Annotated in this window: 16 protein-coding genes; 9 read left to right on the top strand and 7 right to left on the bottom strand. The window is 39.9% G+C overall.

All coding sequences use genetic code 11. The features are described from left to right. Positions 1–199 precede the first annotated feature (199 nt). Together QL984_RS03035 and QL984_RS03040 are read right to left on the bottom strand one after the other, a co-directional pair. On the bottom strand, positions 200–562 hold the full coding sequence (locus QL984_RS03035; protein ID WP_036956427.1) for a hypothetical protein: 363 nt from the start codon (positions 560–562) through the stop codon (positions 200–202). Positions 563–571: 9 nt separating this feature from the next. Then, entirely contained in the window at positions 572–754 is a 183-nt protein-coding gene (locus tag QL984_RS03040; protein WP_036956428.1) for a hypothetical protein, read from the bottom strand. Positions 755–978: 224 nt separating this feature from the next. On the opposite strand from QL984_RS03040, the gene QL984_RS03045 reads away from it, so the two are divergent. Next, positions 979–2,103 (top strand): sterol desaturase family protein, encoded by a 1,125-nt coding sequence (locus QL984_RS03045; protein WP_138764106.1) that lies wholly within the window; start codon positions 979–981, stop codon positions 2,101–2,103. 46 nt (positions 2,104–2,149) lie between these two features. Here the strand turns inward: QL984_RS03045 and QL984_RS03050 are convergent, their stop codons facing one another. From QL984_RS03050 to QL984_RS03065, 4 genes are all read right to left on the bottom strand, one after another. Next, positions 2,150–3,427 carry a protein kinase gene (locus QL984_RS03050; RefSeq protein WP_028835314.1) on the bottom strand — a complete coding sequence of 426 codons (1,278 nt, stop codon included), beginning with the start codon at positions 3,425–3,427 and terminating at the stop codon, positions 2,150–2,152. A 73-nt stretch (positions 3,428–3,500) separates the two neighbouring features. Then, positions 3,501–4,214: a YebC/PmpR family DNA-binding transcriptional regulator gene (locus QL984_RS03055; protein WP_013464827.1), complete on the bottom strand. Its 714-nt coding sequence runs from the start codon at positions 4,212–4,214 to the stop codon at positions 3,501–3,503. Between the two features lie 198 nt (positions 4,215–4,412). Beyond that, positions 4,413–6,491 carry a M13 family metallopeptidase gene (locus QL984_RS03060; RefSeq protein ID WP_096038408.1) on the bottom strand — a complete coding sequence of 693 codons (2,079 nt, stop codon included), beginning with the start codon at positions 6,489–6,491 and terminating at the stop codon, positions 4,413–4,415. 195 nt (positions 6,492–6,686) lie between these two features. Then, entirely contained in the window at positions 6,687–8,477 is a 1,791-nt protein-coding gene (locus tag QL984_RS03065) for an ABC transporter ATP-binding protein/permease (RefSeq protein ID WP_024601058.1), read from the bottom strand. A gap of 113 nt (positions 8,478–8,590) precedes the next feature. Here QL984_RS03065 and QL984_RS03070 point away from each other — a divergent pair, with 113 nt between their 5' ends. The 6 genes from QL984_RS03070 (at position 8,591) to QL984_RS03095 (ending at position 13,648) form a co-directional block, all read left to right on the top strand. After that, a complete protein-coding gene (locus tag QL984_RS03070) occupies positions 8,591–9,052 on the top strand; it encodes a hypothetical protein (protein WP_028835311.1) in 462 nt (153 codons plus the stop codon). Positions 9,053–9,160: 108 nt separating this feature from the next. Then, positions 9,161–10,999: a protein translocase subunit SecD gene (gene secD, locus QL984_RS03075; protein ID WP_138764086.1), complete on the top strand. Its 1,839-nt coding sequence runs from the start codon at positions 9,161–9,163 to the stop codon at positions 10,997–10,999. Further along, on the top strand, positions 10,992–11,921 hold the full coding sequence (gene secF, locus QL984_RS03080; RefSeq protein ID WP_138764087.1) for a protein translocase subunit SecF: 930 nt from the start codon (positions 10,992–10,994) through the stop codon (positions 11,919–11,921). Before secD ends, secF begins: the two co-directional genes overlap by 8 nt. A 101-nt stretch (positions 11,922–12,022) precedes the next feature. Beyond that, positions 12,023–12,499, top strand: coding sequence for a GreA/GreB family elongation factor (locus tag QL984_RS03085; protein ID WP_013464833.1), 477 nt, complete (start codon positions 12,023–12,025; stop codon positions 12,497–12,499). Positions 12,500–12,603: 104 nt separating this feature from the next. Next, positions 12,604–13,152: a hypothetical protein gene (locus tag QL984_RS03090; RefSeq protein WP_138764088.1), complete on the top strand. Its 549-nt coding sequence runs from the start codon at positions 12,604–12,606 to the stop codon at positions 13,150–13,152. A gap of 154 nt (positions 13,153–13,306) precedes the next feature. Then, the gene (locus QL984_RS03095; protein ID WP_231485830.1) at positions 13,307–13,648 is read left to right on the top strand and encodes a hypothetical protein; all 342 of its coding nucleotides are present in this window, start codon (positions 13,307–13,309) and stop codon (positions 13,646–13,648) included. 147 nt (positions 13,649–13,795) lie between these two features. On the opposite strand, the gene QL984_RS03100 is transcribed toward QL984_RS03095, so the two are convergent. Then, positions 13,796–14,131, bottom strand: coding sequence for a zinc ribbon domain-containing protein YjdM (locus tag QL984_RS03100; protein ID WP_013464836.1), 336 nt, complete (start codon positions 14,129–14,131; stop codon positions 13,796–13,798). Between the two features lie 315 nt (positions 14,132–14,446). Here QL984_RS03100 and QL984_RS03105 point away from each other — a divergent pair, with 315 nt between their 5' ends. Both QL984_RS03105 and QL984_RS03110 read left to right on the top strand, forming a co-directional pair. After that, complete coding sequence (locus tag QL984_RS03105; RefSeq protein WP_028835308.1) at positions 14,447–15,841, top strand: RimK family protein; 1,395 nt, start codon at positions 14,447–14,449, stop codon at positions 15,839–15,841. Continuing rightward, on the top strand, positions 15,841–16,986 hold the full coding sequence (locus QL984_RS03110) for a GNAT family N-acetyltransferase/peptidase C39 family protein (RefSeq protein ID WP_024601052.1): 1,146 nt from the start codon (positions 15,841–15,843) through the stop codon (positions 16,984–16,986). Before QL984_RS03105 ends, QL984_RS03110 begins: the two co-directional genes overlap by 1 nt. The last annotated feature ends 5 nt before the right edge of the window (positions 16,987–16,991 follow it).

Genomic DNA, 16,991 nt, shown 5'->3' on the forward strand with positions numbered 1-16,991 from the left:
GATTCTTACACTCATTTTATTGGCTTATTCTCTTCTGTCTTTAAACAAGACAGATAATTTAAGTAAATAAAAATAACCACTAACGAACTAAAAAATACAATGTCTTCTTGGAGATTATTCATTGTAAAATCCCACGCTAGAAGCATCAACATGGTCATACAAAATGTTAATAGTATGTGAGCAGTAAAAGTTTTCATTATTAAGGTTGAATATTTATTGTTCTAATTGAGCTTCGACGTTGAATTTCATTATTTACTTTTGATAGCTCTGATTTATTAAATAATACAGTACCCCAAATGACGAGAGTAACGACTCCACCTTTGGTCACTTTTCTATTACTCCAAAGCTTTACTAATAAATCCTTTCCACTTAAGGCCGAGGCTCCAACACCAATATATGATGCAAAGTTATCAACTTGACTATGAAAATACTGATCAGCTATAAGTTCTTCCGTTGTAAAAGACCATATGCCCCAATCCTTATTAACGAATGTAGGCTCAACAGCTATTGATATAAGCTTCGCTTTTAACGCCCCATTTGGTACGGATCTAATTAAGGTCATTGCTTCTATTTATTGATGACGGTCTAAGTGCCTATAAAGAATTGCACCACATATAGCCTCCACTTCATTTTGACCACCATCTTTGACTAAGGAGAAAGGTATTTTAACTATATTTGAAAGTATTCTGAGTTGCTCATTTAAGTTGTTTGGTAAATCGTATGGAAGATTACTAATAGAAAATGATGATGACATTTTTATTCCTTTAAAAATATAATATAAAAAAATGTTACTTAATAATACATGTTAGGTCAACAGCCAAAATCAAATTAAAACAACTACTCTACTTTTTTGTACAAAATATCCGAATGGTAGTAATTAATGAGTAGTTTCTATTTGTAAGGGAAAATAATCTTAGGATTTTAGCATTTAGTAGCGAATATTCTATCTCTAGCGAAAAATTGAAAAAGGATAATTCAATACTTAGTCATATACTCCGCCGCTTATTTCGTACCAGCCTCCTGCAAATTGGTGATGGTAATATCAGCGGTTATATTGCTTGCTTTTTGGCAATATTAAGTTGCTTGGGAGTGCTTGCATTCCACTTCCCTGAATATTTAACGACTCCAGAATTGCGTAAAAGTTATAGCGTCGAGTTTTTACGTCAACTTATGTTTGTTGCCCTTATTATTTCAGGAAGCCTGGGGTTACTTAATTTTGTACGAAATACCAATAAGCGCTTGGGGGCGACTGCGTGGTTTTTTATTTTGCTGGCCATTGGCTTTGGCGGCCCGAATGTTGAAGTGAATGACTTTGCCGATAACACCCCTTATATTGGCTTAGATTGGTTTATATTAGACTTATTAGGCTCAACCTTAATTTTTATTTTAATTGAAAAACTACTTCCGCATCGAAAAGAGCAAAAAATACTGCGTAGTGAATGGCGCGGCGATTTAAACCATTTCTTTGTCAATCATCTAATAGTAGGCTTTGTATTACTGGTTACTAATCATTTTGTGCATTATGGTTTTGGTTGGGCGGTGTCGAGCACATTACAAGGTTACATAGCGCAAATGCCGTTTATACTGCAGCTATTTTTAATTATTTTGGTGGCTGATTTAATGCAGTATTGGACACATCGTGCTTATCACGAAGTCCCCTTTTTATGGCGATTTCATGGTGTCCATCACAGTGCCAAAGAAATGGATTGGCTCGCAGGCTCTCGTCAGCATATTTTAGAAATACTTATCACCCGTAGTTTAGTGTTAACGCCTATATTTGTGCTGGGTTTTTCACAGCAAATTATTAGTTTGTACGTGATTATTGTAGGCTTTCAAGCGGTATTTAATCACGCTAACGTAAATGTAAAATTTGGGTGGTTAAAGTATTTTATGGTTACACCACAGTTTCACCATTGGCATCACGCATCCGATAAAGCCGCAATTAATAGAAATTATGCAGCCCATTTTTCGTTTTTAGATTACTTGTTTGGCTCTGCAGTAAAAGGGCAAGCAGAGTGGCCCAAAGAATATGGGGTTGTGGGTGATTACATGCCTGTAGGTATGCTAAAGCAACAAATTTACCCGTTTAAAAAACAAAAATAGTGTTCAATTTTAGATTGCGGCCATAATATTAATGGCCGCATAACCATTATAAAAAGTCAGCTAATGCGCCAAGTGTTGGCCGCTGTGCGATATTTTCGCTCATGCATTGCTGCGCAATATGTTGTAAGTGCATTACTTCAGCACTTTGTTCTTGGCAGGTTGTGAGTAAATCCTCGATTAAACACCCTAAAGCACGCACTTCTATTAACTGCATTTGTTGACGTTGATAGTCACTGAGCATAGTAAGATCAGTGGCCGCGCCAAAATCCCCAAACAGCACACGCGCGTGCGGGTCAACCATGGTATTGTGCGCATATATATCACCATGGCTTATATTGTGCTGGTGCAAGTGGGCCACAGTGCTAACCATTTGCTGCGCTATGGCATAAATTACTTGGGTAGAGTAGTGGCAATCGCTTTCAAATGTATCTCGAGTACAGGTATCAAGGCTCGGCGGTAAACCAAGATTTGTAAAGCTTGTATCAATTAACTCCATCACTAAACCAAGCTGTTGCTGTTGTTCAATGTAAGCCAGTACTTTAATTAAGTTTGGATGCTCAAGCGCTTGCAAGCAGCAATTAACTTCATCCAGCGGATAACCATCGCTTGTAATAGTCCCTTTAAATAACTTAACAGCAACCGGCTCTTTATTCGTTGAATAAGCAAGATGGATAATCCCTGATGCGCCTTGGCCTATTACTTTACTGAGCGAGTAGTCACTCAGTGGTTTATTGGCTAAATTTGATTGGGTAAGGCACTGTGATTTATTAAAGCAATTACCTGCAAATGCAAGCCAAGTCAGCTTTGGTAGTTCAAATAGCCAATCATCAATTTGAGTTAACTGATTTGCAGAGAGCCTAACTAGTTCTAGGTTATGGCAATTTGCCATGCTTATTGGAAGTTCATTAAGCTGATTACCTGCCAATGCCAGCTTTTTAAGCGCAGTGTATTGGCCAAATGTTGCAGGCAGCTTAGCTATTTTATTATCTGTAAGAATAAGCCATTCAATCGTTTTAGGTAGGCAGTGATCTGCAAATTCAGTGATGTAATTACCTTTAAATGCAACCATGATCAAAGCAGGGCACTTAGCGAGTATTTTAGGTATATGTTTAAACTGATTAAACGATAAAAACAGTCGTTTTAATTTTGTTAAGCAGGCAAATTCATCAGGTAAATCAGATAAATTGTTATTAGATAAATCCAAGACTTCGAGGGTATCCGCGAGGGTAAAAATTTCCTCTGGAAAGTGGCTTAGCGCTTCAACTAATTGTAGGTGTTTAGCACCAAGTAATTGGCCGCTGCGAAGTTGTGAAAGGGTATTCAAAATTAATAATCCATTTTAAAATCAACAAAAAGGCCAACTAAGTTGGCCTTTAAACACGATTAAGCTTTAATGTTTAAAATTGTGCGTTGTGGTACACGTTTTGTACGTCGTCACAATCTTCAAGCATGGCTAAAAAGCGTTCCATCACTTCTACATCTTCGCCTTCAATAGGGGCTTCTACTTGGGGTACAAAGGCAATTAAGTCTTCGTCAAATTCTGTCACACCCATTTCTTCAAGTGCGGTACGCGTATTGTTGTATTCAGTGTGTGGAGCAAATACGGTTACTTTACCGTTTTCTACTTCTACATCGGTTACATCAACGTCAGCCATCATTAGCGCTTCAAGAACGGTTTCATCGTCGTCACCGTCAAATACAAAAATAGCAAGGTGATCAAATAAGTGTGATACCGAGTTTTGTGCGCCAATTTTAGCGTTTGCTTTAGTAAAACACACACGTACATCAGCAAAGGTACGTTTGTTGTTGTCGGTTAAACAGTCAACAATAATCATGCAATTACCTGGGCCGTAACCTTCGTAGCGCGTAGCTGCATAGTCTTCACCGCCGCCGCCTTTGGCTTTATCAATGGCGCGTTCAATTACGTGAGCCGGTACTTGGTCTTTTTTAGCGCGTTCAATTAAACGACGCAGTGCTAGGTTACCGTCTGGATCAACACCGCCGTTTTTAGCACAAATATAAATCTCTTTACCGTATTTTGAATAAACTTTAGTTTTAGCACCCGCAGTTTTAGCCATTGAATCTTTTTTGTTTTGGTAAGCTCTTCCCATCTGCGTTTCGCCTTAATATGTATAAATAATTGAAAAAATTTGCAAGCCCATATTCTAAAGGTAAATGCCGGGCAGGGCTAGTAAGTATTGAGATTGATTACTAAGTAACGGGGGAAACAGTTATTATGAATGGAAAATAAAACAACCCGCCGAAGCGGGTTGTTTATTCGTTACAAATGATGAACGTTTGTCAGAGTATTACCAAATACGAACACGTTCGTCTTCTGGTAAGTACAACTCATCACCTGGTTTTACATCAAATGCTTTGTACCAAGCGTCGTGGTTACGAGGAGCTTGTGCTCTAAAGCGACCTGGCGCATGCGTACCGCCACGTAATTGGTTTAACATGCTTTGCTCAGTACGTTTTTCTTTCCATACTTGTGCCCACGCTAAGAAGAAACGTTGATCGCCGGTTACACCATCAATCACAGGGGCTTCTTTACCATTTAGGCTTAGTTTGTAAGCATGATAAGCCATGGCTAAACCACCTACATCACCAATATTTTCACCTAAGCTGTTGCGGCCATTTACAAAGTTACCCGGAATTGGCTCATATTTGCTGTACTGAGCCGCCAGTTTGTCGGCTTTAGCATCAAAAGCAGCACGGTCTTCGTCAGTCCACCAGTTACGTTGTATGCCGTTAGCATCTGATTTTGACCCTTGGTCATCAAAGCCATGGCCCATTTCGTGGCCAATCACGGCACCAATACCACCGTAGTTTACCGCAGGATCTGCATTTGGATCGAAAAACGGCGGTTGTAAAATAGCGGCAGGAAATACAATTTCATTAAATGAGCTATTGTAATAAGCATTTACACGTTGTGGTGTCATACCCCAGCGATTGCGGTCGGTCTTTTTCAGCTCTTTTTCAACGCTATCGGCTTGGAAAAACTCACGCATATTTTTTACATTAGCCATTAAATCATTTTTGCTAATGCTTAAGCCTTCGTAAGATTGCCATTCATCTGGGTAACCAATTTTTGGCACAAACGCCGCTAATTTTGCACGCGCATTCACTTTTGTTTCTGCGCCCATCCAATCTAGGTTATCAATACGCTCGCCAAGGGCTGTGCGTAAGTTTTCAACCAGCTCAGACATTTGTTGCTTTGATGACTCAGGGAAATAACGTTCTACATAAATTTTACCAATCGCAAAGCCTAGTGAACTAGTGCCTGACATTTGGCTGATCGCACGTTTCCAGCGCGGACGAGGCTCCTGCTGACCATTTAACTCTTTACCAAAGAAAGCAAAGCTGGTGTTAAATATGTCTTCTGACAACAGCCCAGCGTTACCATTAATTGCATGATATGTTAGGTAGTCTTTCCATACGCTTATATCTTCGTTGTTGATTAAATCAATCATGGCCTTTACAGGTTCAGGCTGCGACACGTTTAGCTGCGGTACTTTGTAACCTGTTTGCGCAAAGTATAAATCCCAATTAAATCCAGGGTACTGAGTACTTAACTCGTCGCGTTTTATTTGGTTTAACGTTATGTCACGATTACGGCGTTTTTCACGTGGCCAATGACCTTCTGCAATTTTTGTCTCTAGCGCTAAAATTGCTTGTGCACGTTCAGTGGTATTTTCAACACCAGCAAATTTAAGCATGTCGGCAATATGTGCAACATACGCTTCACGAGTTTTGACAAAACGCTCTGCATCTTCAAGGTAATATGAACGATCAGGTAAGCCTAAACCACCAGCACCTAACGACATTTCGTATTTATTAGGATCTAAGCGGTTAAACCACATACCACCACCAATTGGGGCGCTAACACCAGTGAGCCATGAATTACCAAAGATTTTTGCTAAGTCATCAGTTGAGTCGACAGCGTTAATATCGTTAAGCAATGGCTTAATGGGAGTCACACCGAGCTTATTTAGCGTGTCGGTATCCATGTACGAATTATAAAAATCAGCAACTAGTTGCTCTTCTGCATTTAAATTTTCACGTGCTGCAATATCTTCAATAATTTCTTTTACACGCTCTTCACTGCGTTCAGCTAACGCAGAAAACGCACCATAGCGTGTTTTATCTGCTGGCATTTCGTAGTTGTCGTACCATGAACCGCTGGCATACATAAAAAAGTCATCGCCTGGTTTTACAGCTTCATTGCGGGCAGTTAAATCAACCCCAAAAGTGCCTAATTCAGCTTGCTCAGTTGCTTGTGGTTTTTCAGCGACTGCTGCGACTTGCTCAGTTTTTGTAGTTTGTGGCTCTGAACAGCCGGTAATAAATGTAGCGGCGAGTGCCGCTGCAATTAAACTTTTTTTCATTACTTTCCCCTATGAATTCACGTTATTTAATTCGTTATATTTTTGTTATAAAAATAGCTATTTGATTGTATTGATAACTTCACTTCAAACAAACCTTTTGAGGTGAATAACCGTACCGGTCGATAAGATGAATAAAATACTATCAAAATAGCAAAAAAATACTCAACTACTTAAATCGTTCTTGAGCGGCTTAGTTTATTGCGCCTTTGACTGCTTTTGCTGTAATGCCCACATACGGGCATATTCACCGTTTTGATTTAGTAGTTCTTGGTGTTTGCCTTGTTCAATAATTTCACCAGCTTTTAAAACAATAATTGAGTCTGCGTCGGTTATGGTCGAAAGTCGGTGTGCAATAACAATACTGGTGTGATCATTTGCCACTTCTCGCATTGCTTTTAAAATAGCTTGCTCTGCATGAGAGTCGAGCGCGGAAGTTGCTTCATCAAAGATTAAGATGGGTGATTGCTTTAAAATAGCACGGGCAATGGCAATCCGTTGTTTTTCACCCCCTGAGACTTTTAACCCGCGCTCACCCACGAGGGTTTTATCGCCTTTGTCTAAGCTATTTATAAAGTCGGTTAAGTGCGCCATGTTAATTGCTTTATTTATTTCATCTTCAGTTGCTGAGGGTCTGCCATAGGCAATATTCTCACGGATGGTGCTATTAAACAGCACAGTATCTTGGGGGACTATCGCAATGGCTTTACGCAAGCTTGCAAGAGTAACTGTATTAATTGCTTGTTTATCTATGCTAATAGTGCCTGATGACAGCTCATAAAAGCGATACAGTAATCGGGCTAATGAGCTTTTTCCTGCACCACTTGCACCCACAATCGCGACTTTTGAGCCGGCAGCAACATTAAAGCTAATGCTTTTTAAAATAGGCCTTTTACTGTCGTAGTGAAAGCTTACTTTATCAAAGCTAATTTCACCTTGTTTAATGACCAATTCTTTAGCCTCATGAGCATCCGCCACTTTAGGTTGTGTATTAAGCAGGCCGAGCATGTTTTCAAGGTCGGTGAGGGCACGGCGTATTTCGCGATACACAAACCCTAAAAAGTTGAGCGGTAAAAAGAGTTGAATCATATACGCATTGATCATCACAAGTTCACCAATCGTTAACTCGCCCGTGACAACTTCGCTTGCGCCAAGCCACATTAATGCGGTTATTGCACAGGCAATAATGAGTGCTTGCCCTGAATTTAGCGCCAGTAACGAGAGTCTGTTTTTTAATCGTGCTTGTTCCCAGGTTGCTAAAAACGTATCGTAAGTTTTAGCTTCATACTCTTCGTTATTAAAGTATTTAACGGTTTCGTAATTTAATAAGCTGTCGATGGCGCGTGTGTTACTTTGGTTGTCGGCAGCATTTGACTCGCGAATAAAGCGGTTTCGCCATTGGGTAACTGCCACGGTAAAAAAGATATAAATAGCCACAGCAAGTAGGGTGATCAGCGCAAACCAAATAGAAAATAAGGTGCCAAAAATAATCGCCACGGTCATTATTTCAAACAACGTGGGCACAATATTAAACATTAAAAAGCGCATTAAAAAGCTCAAACCACTGGTGCCGCGCTCTATGTCTCGACTTATACCGCCAGTTTGTCTGTCTAAATGAAAGGCTAAATCTAACGAATGCAAATGTTTAAATACTTTAAGGCCAATATCACGCATGGCATGCTCGGTGACTCGAGAAAATACAGCATCGCGTACTTCACCTAAAAACACGCTGGCAAATCGCAGTGCGCCGTACATAACGAGTAATAAGGTTGGGACGAGCAGTAGCGGGTTAATTGATTTATCAACCGCATCAATTATTTCTTTTAAAGCCCATGGCATGAGCAATGTCGCGCCTTTAGCACCCACAAGCGCTAATATGGCAATCAGCACACGCCCTTTAAATTTAGTGATATAAGGCCAAAGAGTTTGAATGCTTTGTTTTAAATTCATGGCATCGGGGCGTTTTACTGAACTTTGTCTGGAGCGCATTGAGGATCTCAGTATTTGTTTTTATATAAATGAAATAGCTTAATGTTGGCTATTGTATTTTAATTAGCTGCCCTTATATACTAGCTATCCTTTATTTTAGTTTTAAATGACAGATGTTTAAATTTCGCGTTTTTTTAGCTACTTGCTTGTTTTTTGCTGCACTCTTTAGTGTGCAAAGCCATGCTATGGGCGTAAAGCACGAATTAAACAGTAACCAAAGCAGTTATAGCCATGTTGTTAATGTCGAAAACTTAACTAACGCTCCCACACCGTTAAAGTCGCTAGGTAATTTACAGCATAAAAACTCAAAGCATTCTGAGTTTGCTGCGCATCAACCTAGGCTAACAGCCAATAACTCCTTTTTATTTTTACACAGTGCGCAGGGCGATCCTGAATACGATGTAGTGCATGAGTTTTTTGCGCTAAATGGGTGTAGGCATATTTTTTTGCGACCGCAAGCAGTCACCATAAATCAGCCTTGGTATACCTGGGTATTTAAAAGTAAAAAGTCGCGCTTGAGCGGCTGGAAAGATGCGAATCTGTTATACACCGCTGTAACCACCTACCACGCTTAAAGTTCCTTAATTATCGTTAATTGGTTTTAACGCATCGCGTTTTGACCTTAAGTTTAATTGTGCCTAATAGGTACGTTACTGGGCTATGCCGAGTAATAAGGAACAACTATGTTAAGTTTAAAAAAACAAAAAAAGCCATTTATGGCTAAATTTAAATTAAGCTATGTAGCCATGTTGGTTGTATTGGTTTTACTGGCAATAAGCGCTTTACCTAATTTATACCCGAATAAATCGTGGTTGCATATTAGTGCCGCACCTGAGGTTAAAACACAAGCAATACCAAGTACTGAAAACATAGTGCGCTTTTTAAATAGCCAAGGTTTTGAGGTCAGCCAAGGGGTAGAAAACCAAGCAACAATTAATGTGCTTTTAAATACACCTACGCAAAGTGCCCAAGCTCAAGCGGCTATAAAATCGAATTACCCAAATACACAAGTTAAAATTGTAGAACATGCAACCAGCCCTGTTTGGTTACAAGAGTTTGGTTTATCGCCCATAAAGCTGGGTCTTGATTTAAACGGCGGGGTATTGTTTGTACTTGATGTTGATTTAGATAAAGCCATTGATGAGCAATTACTCAGTGCTTACCAGCAAACGAAAGCCATTATTGTTAAACAAAAAGCCTATGGTGTTAAAGCAAAGCAAACTAACCAAGGCTTTGAAATAAGTGCATTAGAAAATGCAGCCGAAAAGCTAACCTCAGTTATTAACGACCTTAAAAGCCGCTTTGAAAATCTAACTATAACCACATCAACTCATGGCAACTTACAGGTCGTTAAAGTGAGTTATTCTGAGCAAGGGCGCAGCGCATTTGATAAACAAGTCATGAGCCAAACACTCACTACGCTTCGCTCACGCATTGAAGAGTTAGGAATTACCGAGGCGGTTACACAGCGCCAAGGTAATCAGCGCATTCGCATTGAGCTACCCGGCGTCCAAGACCCAGCCGAGGCAAAACGTATTATTGGTGCTACCGCGTCACTTGGGTTTTATCAACTTAAAGAGATTGGCGGGCAAACATTTAATTTGCAATCGGGTGGGACTATTAAGCTCGACCCTGTGCCTATTTTTACTGGTGAGCATATTAATAATGCCAATATTGGCCGTGATGACTGGGGTAAACCTTTAGTACAACTGAGCCTAGATAGCCAAGGTGGCGATGCTATGTCGGCGTTTTCTAAGGCGAATATAGGCAAGCCGATGGCAACGCTCTATTCAGAGTATTCACAAAATGCTAAAGGTGAAGTGGTTAAAAAAAGCGAAGTCATTAATGTGGCGAATATAGCCCAGCATTTAAGCTCACGCTTTAGTATAACCAATATGCAAAGCCAGCAAGCGGCTGCCGATTTAGCGCTATTACTCCGTGCAGGATCGCTTACGGCGCCAGTGACCATAGTACATGAACAAACTATTGGTCCAAACCTTGGCCAAGACAACATTAACAATGGATTGGCGGCGTTAATGTTAGGCATGGGGTTAACGCTTGCCTTTATGGCGCTGTGGTATCGTCGTTTAGGGCTTATTGCAAATGTTGCGTTAGTTTTAAATTTAACGTCTTTAGTGGGGTTAATGTCATTATTACCTGGGGTGGTTTTAACACTTCCTGGTATTGCAGGTTTGGTGCTAACCATAGGAATGGCGGTTGATACTAACGTGATTATATTTGAACGTATAAAAGAAGAGCGCCGCAAAGGACGCCCTCCATATCAAGCGATACAAGAGGGCTATAAACAGGCAGCGAATACGATTTTAGATGCCAATATTACCACGATGATCACCGCGATTATTTTATATGGCATAGGTTATGGCCCTGTAAAAGGCTTTGCTATAACGCTGGCGCTGGGACTTATCACATCGGTATTTACTGGTGTGTATGTATCGAAATATTTAAGCCAAAGCTTATATTTAAAGCTGGGTAAAAAAGCAGGAGTAAACGCGCATGCTTAATTCTTTTTTAAAATGTGAGGCAGGGTCTCGTATACGTTATACAGGCATGCTGATCAGCGCCATATTTGTGTTGTTGTCGGTATTCACCATTGCACAAAAAGGGCTAAACTTTGGCCTTGATTTTACGGGTGGATACTTAACAGAGTTTACCACCAGCCAAGGTGTTGAACTAAAACAGCTTGAGCAATTTATTGCAAAAAATCATCAGGGGGAATTTGAGCTAACAGCACAGGGCAATAATCATTTTCAACTAACACAAGGCCCCAATAATACAAGCAATAACGATGACTGGAAAACGGCTATAATCCAAAACCCAACTATAAATGCTGAGGTTTTATCATCGGCTTATATTGGCTCTCAAGTGGGTGATGAACTATTTGAACAAGGCTGCTTAGCATTATTTGCTGCGATGGTCGCGGTAATGATTTATTTAGCTGTTCGTTTTGAATGGCGTTTGGCATTAGGCTCTGTGGTGGCTTTATTTCATGACTTAGTGCTGGTGGTTGGCTTATTCTCATGGTTACAAATAGAGTTTAACCTAACTGTTTTAGCCAGTTTGTTTGCGATTATTGGCTACTCACTAAATGACTCAATAATAGTTGGAGATAGGGTGCGCGAGCTGTTGCGCATACCAACAAACATCACACTCAAACCAAGCAGTATTATCAACAGTGCTATTAAAAGCACCTTAACTCGTACGCTTATTACCTCCGGGACTACGCTCGCAACGGTGGCAAGTGTTTGGCTGTTAGCAGGGGCTCCGCTTCAGGGATTTGCAATTGCTCTGTTTGCAGGAATAGTCGTAGGCACGTTATCGTCCATTTGTATTGCTGCAACATTACCCGAGCTACTTGGGTTAAGTGCTAAAAACTACGATAAGCAAGTGGATCAGCAAACGCAGGCATTAATGGATATGCCATAGGCTTAAATCAGCATTGTTGTTACACAGTAAAGGGATAGTGTTAGGTGTAGCAACAATGCTAAAATGGCAAAATTATTTTACCGTATTTAGTGAATTTCCAAATGAATAAAGCCCATGTTACAGAGCACCTGCGTTTTGCCTTAGAAGAGCAGCTTAATACTGCGAAAATTGCAGCTCAAACAGCCCACGATACCGCGACCCACGAAGAAAGCATTGCAGAAACTCAATATGATACGCTCGGGCTTGAAGCTGCGTATTTAGCGCAAGGTCACGCTGATCGGGTGAATGAGTGTTATAAAGAAATACAACTATTTGAAGCCATCTACAACGACGTCGTTACAGGCACAATAGCAGTCAGTTCATTGGTGTGTTTAGAAGATGATGCAGGCACACAAAAATGGTTTTATTTAGGCCCAGCAGCTGGTGGATTAACCGTTGATATTAAAGGCACAACTATTCAAGTACTTACCTCTGGTGCACCATTAGGCCAACAGTTATTAGGTAAACAAGTCGATGATGAAGTTAGTTTAACACTCGGTGATGTAAAACATAGTTACGATGTGGTTAAAGTGCTTTGAATGTAGTATTTATTTGTCTCTTACGCTGAGACGCAGCATCTCGTAGGCCTCTTTGTTAAATAATTGCCTGAAACTTAAAGAATAAAATTAAAGATGAGCCGTTTATGAACTTAGTTTTGGTTAGTGATATATTTGGTAAAACAGCGGCTTTAAAAGCATTAGCTGAAGAACTAAACGCTCAGTCTATTGTCGATCCCTATGGCGGGGTGGATATGGCATTTAACAGTGAACAGCAGGCCTATGAGTATTTTAGTCAGCATACTGGCCTTGATGAGTATGTAGCTATTTTACAAAAAACGATTAAACCACTCGCTGGTAACATCATATTGATTGGTTTTAGTGTTGGCGCATCGGCAATTTGGTCAATGTCTGCACATCCGGCGATTAAAACGATAGCTAAGGGCATTTGTTTTTACAGCTCGCAAATTAGGCACCATACTGAGCTAAACCCGGCATTTGAAATAGAGTTAATTTTTCCTCACTATGAGCAACATTTTGATGTGAAAGCACTTCAGGCTAAGTTGGCAACAAAGCCTAATGTTTCCGCTAAGTGTGTTGATTATTTGCATGGTTTTATGAACCCGCATTCGAATAATTTTAATCAACGCGCTTACGATGAAACATTAACTGTGTTATCTAATAAGCTAATATAATAAACTAGTTAAGGAGTGTTTATAACTCGATGTTAGCCGGTTTCACTCAATCACAACTAAGGCATTTATAGCGTGAACTTATAAGATTTGCTTGAGTCTGATAATCATTAACGGATAAGCAGTTAAATAAAGGACATAAATTTAAAGGAATATTATGGAGATAGGGATTTTTACCGTCACAATTACGGGTGTTTTACTCACGGCTTTAATTATAAAGTACTTAACGTTTAGGCCTGAGCGTGTTTTTTCTGATATTGGAGAAAACGTTCTACTTTGCAAAAAACCTCACTGGTTCAATAATAATAAAAGTAGAATGCAGCTTATTCCTAAAGGGGCGATAATTAAAATACAGCTAGCGTCAAATACCGTTACTTTATTTTGTAAAAGTGGCAATGTTATTGATATACCAGTGCCAAACTCAAAGTTTACTGCCGATGTTTTGCAAAGCGCAAAAACACACTTTCACAAAGCAGAAGTAGTAATACTAGACAACTAACACACCACTTTGAGAACTTAATTTAGATTTTCAATTTTTAAAAGGCGATGAAAATCAATTAGTTAAAGTGGATGTAAGTTTGTTAATGCAATAAAGCGCCAAGATTACGCAGGTTATTGCTGTATTTAATTGTTTATTTCAATGGGTTTAGGCTTTTTTAACAAATTTAGCCGTCACCATCATTTCACCTATGCCATCTACTTTACAGTCAAGCTCATGATCTTTTTTATCAAGTACACGTCTTACTAAGGCCTTGGTGCCAATTTTAATAACTTGTGAGCTACCTTTAATTTTTAAATCTTTAGCTACGGTTACTTTGTCGCCATCAGCAAGTAAAGTGCCGTTTGCGTCTTTCACTAAAATAGCGTCTTCGTCATTAGTAACATTCGGGTTCCACTCATAGGCACATTCTGGACAAATAAGCAGCTGTTGGTCTTCGTAAACGTATTCACATTGGCATTTAGGACAAGCGGGAAGAGACATGATGATCACTTTTAGTATTAAATTTTGGCTATTTTAAAACACAAATTAGCAATAAAAAAGTTCATCAAAAATTTTTATCTTTACGCTAAAAATATCTCGTTTGTGCGCATCTAAAAAAGGGCATATAAATCACCTGTCGCTTAAGCAATTTAAGCGCTAACGTTTATAGTAGATATTCGTTAAAGCACCTATCGTATTAAGTGATTTGCTAAATGCTGCACTTAGTGCGATAGGTGTTTCTATTTGCTGTTTTATTCGCTGAGCTAACTGATTAGCAAGGCTGCTTTGTATATTTTGACTTAACTAGGAAAAGTCGTGTTTAAAACCTTAATTGTGGTTGATAACAATGAGCAAACGCTTGCTCTTTCATTTGAAAATGTCATTACCTTTAACACCTATTTGCGTGACTACCCAAAACGCAACGAACCAAAAACCCGCATAATAAATCTATGTGATGCTAGCCAGTATTTAAGTAAAGGCTATTACTGTTCGTTACTTGCTGAGGCGCGCAAGCACCAAGTATTACCGAGTGTAAAAACAATTAACGCGCTTCGAAGCAATCAAGCGTCATTACAAAATATTGGCCATATTGATGGTGCTGTTTATTTTGGTCATGCGGGAAATGATCAACAAGCTAAAGCCGCTAAATCGGTATTTAAACAATATCCGGCACCTATTTTATTTGTTGATGAGCAAGGCCTATTACAACAAGGATCATTAGCGTCCCTAAGCGAGCAGCAATATGCTGCGTTTATTGAAAAGCTAAATGAGTTTACCCAAACGCAATGGCGTATTGGTAAAGTTGAGCGCCGTTTTCGTTGGGATATGGCGATATTGGTTGATCATAACGAAAAAGTACCGCCAAGTGATAAAGATGCAATAGCCCGTTTTATAAAAGCAGCAGCGAAACATGGTATTAACGCAAAAGCACTCAGCTTTGAGGAAATAGACAATATTGCCCAATTTGATGCGTTGTTTATTCGCCAAACAACAGCGATTGATCACCCAACGTACCGCCTTGCAAGTAAAGCGCAAAGCCTAGGTTTAGTGGTGATTGATGATGCGGAGTCTATTTTACGATGCTGTAATAAAGTGTACTTACATGATGCATTCAATTATCAAAAAGTACCGAGTTTAAAAACCGTGGTGGTGGCAGATCAATCAAAAGACACAATTGAGCAATTAGAAGCGTCGTTTACTTATCCGCTGGTATTAAAAATGCCAGAAGGGTCGTTTTCAAAAGGCGTGTATAAAGTTGCTAATCGTGATGAATTAGAAGCTAAGCTTAGTGAATTATTTGCTTTAAGTGCGTTAGTTCTGGCGCAAGAGTACATGTACACAGAATATGATTGGCGTGTAGGGGTACTTAATGGTCGTGCTATTTATGCGTGTCGTTATTTAATGGCGCGTAACCATTGGCAAATATATAACCATGACGCGAAACGGTTTTTCTCGGGTGGCTTTGAAACATTACCTACGTTTGAATTACCTAAAGCTGTACTGGATGCTGCTTTAAAAGCATGTAAAACCGTGGGTAAGGGTTTATACGGTGTGGATGTAAAAGAGCATCAAGGCCGTGCGTATGTGTTGGAAGTAAACGATAACCCAAGTATTGATCACAAAGTAGAAGATGGTTACTTAGGTGATGAGTTATACATGATCATTATGGATGAGTTTAAACAGCGCCTTGAAGCACGAGGTCGCGGCTAATGCTTAACGCATTGTCTGATATAACGATTTTTGCAGGGGCGGATATTAGTATTCGCCCTGCAAGCGCGAGTGATTTAAACGCCTTAGTGGCGCTTGAAAATGCCTGCTTTAGTAACGATAAGCTTAGTGCGCGAAGTTTAAAGCGCTGGCTTAGTGCTAAACATGGGATTTTATTAGTTGCCGAGCACAATGCGCAATTATGTGGTTACGGTTTGGTGTGGTGCCATAAAGGCACGCGGTTAGCGCGTTTGTATTCGTTAGCCGTATTACCGACGATGCAGGGCAAAGGAATCGCTAAAACGCTGCTTAAAGCCCTTGAAAAAGCCACTAGTGAGCGTGGGCGTATTTATTTGCGTTTAGAAGTGGCAGTAAATAACGACAGCGCCATAGGGCTTTATAAAAGTGTAGGGTATCGTGTTTTTGGTCAGTACAGTGATTATTACGATGATCACAGTGATGCCTTGCGCATGCAAAAAAACATCCGTCAAACCAGCGAGTTGCAAGTTGAGCGTTTAACGCCATGGTATCAGCAAACTACCGAGTTTACCTGTGGGCCTGCGGCATTATTAATGGCAATGGGCTCGCTTGATAACAGCACAGAGCTGAGTCAGTCACACGAATTAGCTTTATGGCGTGAAGGCACCACCATTTTTATGACCTCGGGACATGGCGGTTGTCATCCGTTTGGTTTGGCACTGGCTGCAAATAAACGGGGATTTAAAAGTGAGGTCATTGTTAATACCTCAGAGCCATTATTTTTAGATGGGGTACGCAGTGATAATAAAAAAACGGTGCTGGCGACAGTACATCAGCAATTTGTTGAAGGCATAGCCTCGGCTAATATTCCTGTTACCTATAAAGATGTTGAACTAACTGATATAGAAACGTGGTTAAACCAAGGTTTTAGTGTGTTACTGTTAATAAGCACTTATCGGTTTGATGGAAAAAAATCACCGCATTGGGTATGTGTTACTCATTTAGATGCGCACTGTGTGTACGTACATGACCCGTTTTGCGAACCAGGTAACGACAATCAATTAGCGATTGACTGTCAATATGTGCCAATTGCACGCAGCGATTTTAGTAAAATGTCGGCTTTTGGTAGTCAAAGGCTTAGAACGGCAGTTGCTATTGGTAAAAAATAATAGAT

Origin of the sequence: Pseudoalteromonas sp. APC 3495 (assembly GCF_030407645.1) — a bacterium.
In the GTDB taxonomy this organism is placed as follows: Bacteria; Pseudomonadota; Gammaproteobacteria; order Enterobacterales; family Alteromonadaceae; genus Pseudoalteromonas; species Pseudoalteromonas tetraodonis.

Coding starts and splice junctions, on each gene's coding strand:
- QL984_RS03085 (WP_013464833.1), top strand. CDS start 12,023: ATGAATAAAGCCCATGTTACAGAGCACCTGCGTTTTGCCTTAGAAGAG.
- QL984_RS03035 (WP_036956427.1), bottom strand. CDS start 562: ATGACCTTAATTAGATCCGTACCAAATGGGGCGTTAAAAGCGAAGCTT.
- QL984_RS03090 (WP_138764088.1), top strand. CDS start 12,604: ATGAACTTAGTTTTGGTTAGTGATATATTTGGTAAAACAGCGGCTTTA.
- QL984_RS03095 (WP_231485830.1), top strand. CDS start 13,307: ATGGAGATAGGGATTTTTACCGTCACAATTACGGGTGTTTTACTCACG.
- QL984_RS03060 (WP_096038408.1), bottom strand. CDS start 6,491: ATGAAAAAAAGTTTAATTGCAGCGGCACTCGCCGCTACATTTATTACC.
- secD (WP_138764086.1), top strand. CDS start 9,161: ATGTTAAGTTTAAAAAAACAAAAAAAGCCATTTATGGCTAAATTTAAA.
- QL984_RS03055 (WP_013464827.1), bottom strand. CDS start 4,214: ATGGGAAGAGCTTACCAAAACAAAAAAGATTCAATGGCTAAAACTGCG.
- QL984_RS03110 (WP_024601052.1), top strand. CDS start 15,841: ATGCTTAACGCATTGTCTGATATAACGATTTTTGCAGGGGCGGATATT.
- QL984_RS03040 (WP_036956428.1), bottom strand. CDS start 754: ATGTCATCATCATTTTCTATTAGTAATCTTCCATACGATTTACCAAAC.
- QL984_RS03100 (WP_013464836.1), bottom strand. CDS start 14,131: ATGTCTCTTCCCGCTTGTCCTAAATGCCAATGTGAATACGTTTACGAA.
- QL984_RS03070 (WP_028835311.1), top strand. CDS start 8,591: ATGTTTAAATTTCGCGTTTTTTTAGCTACTTGCTTGTTTTTTGCTGCA.
- secF (WP_138764087.1), top strand. CDS start 10,992: ATGCTTAATTCTTTTTTAAAATGTGAGGCAGGGTCTCGTATACGTTAT.
- QL984_RS03065 (WP_024601058.1), bottom strand. CDS start 8,477: ATGCGCTCCAGACAAAGTTCAGTAAAACGCCCCGATGCCATGAATTTA.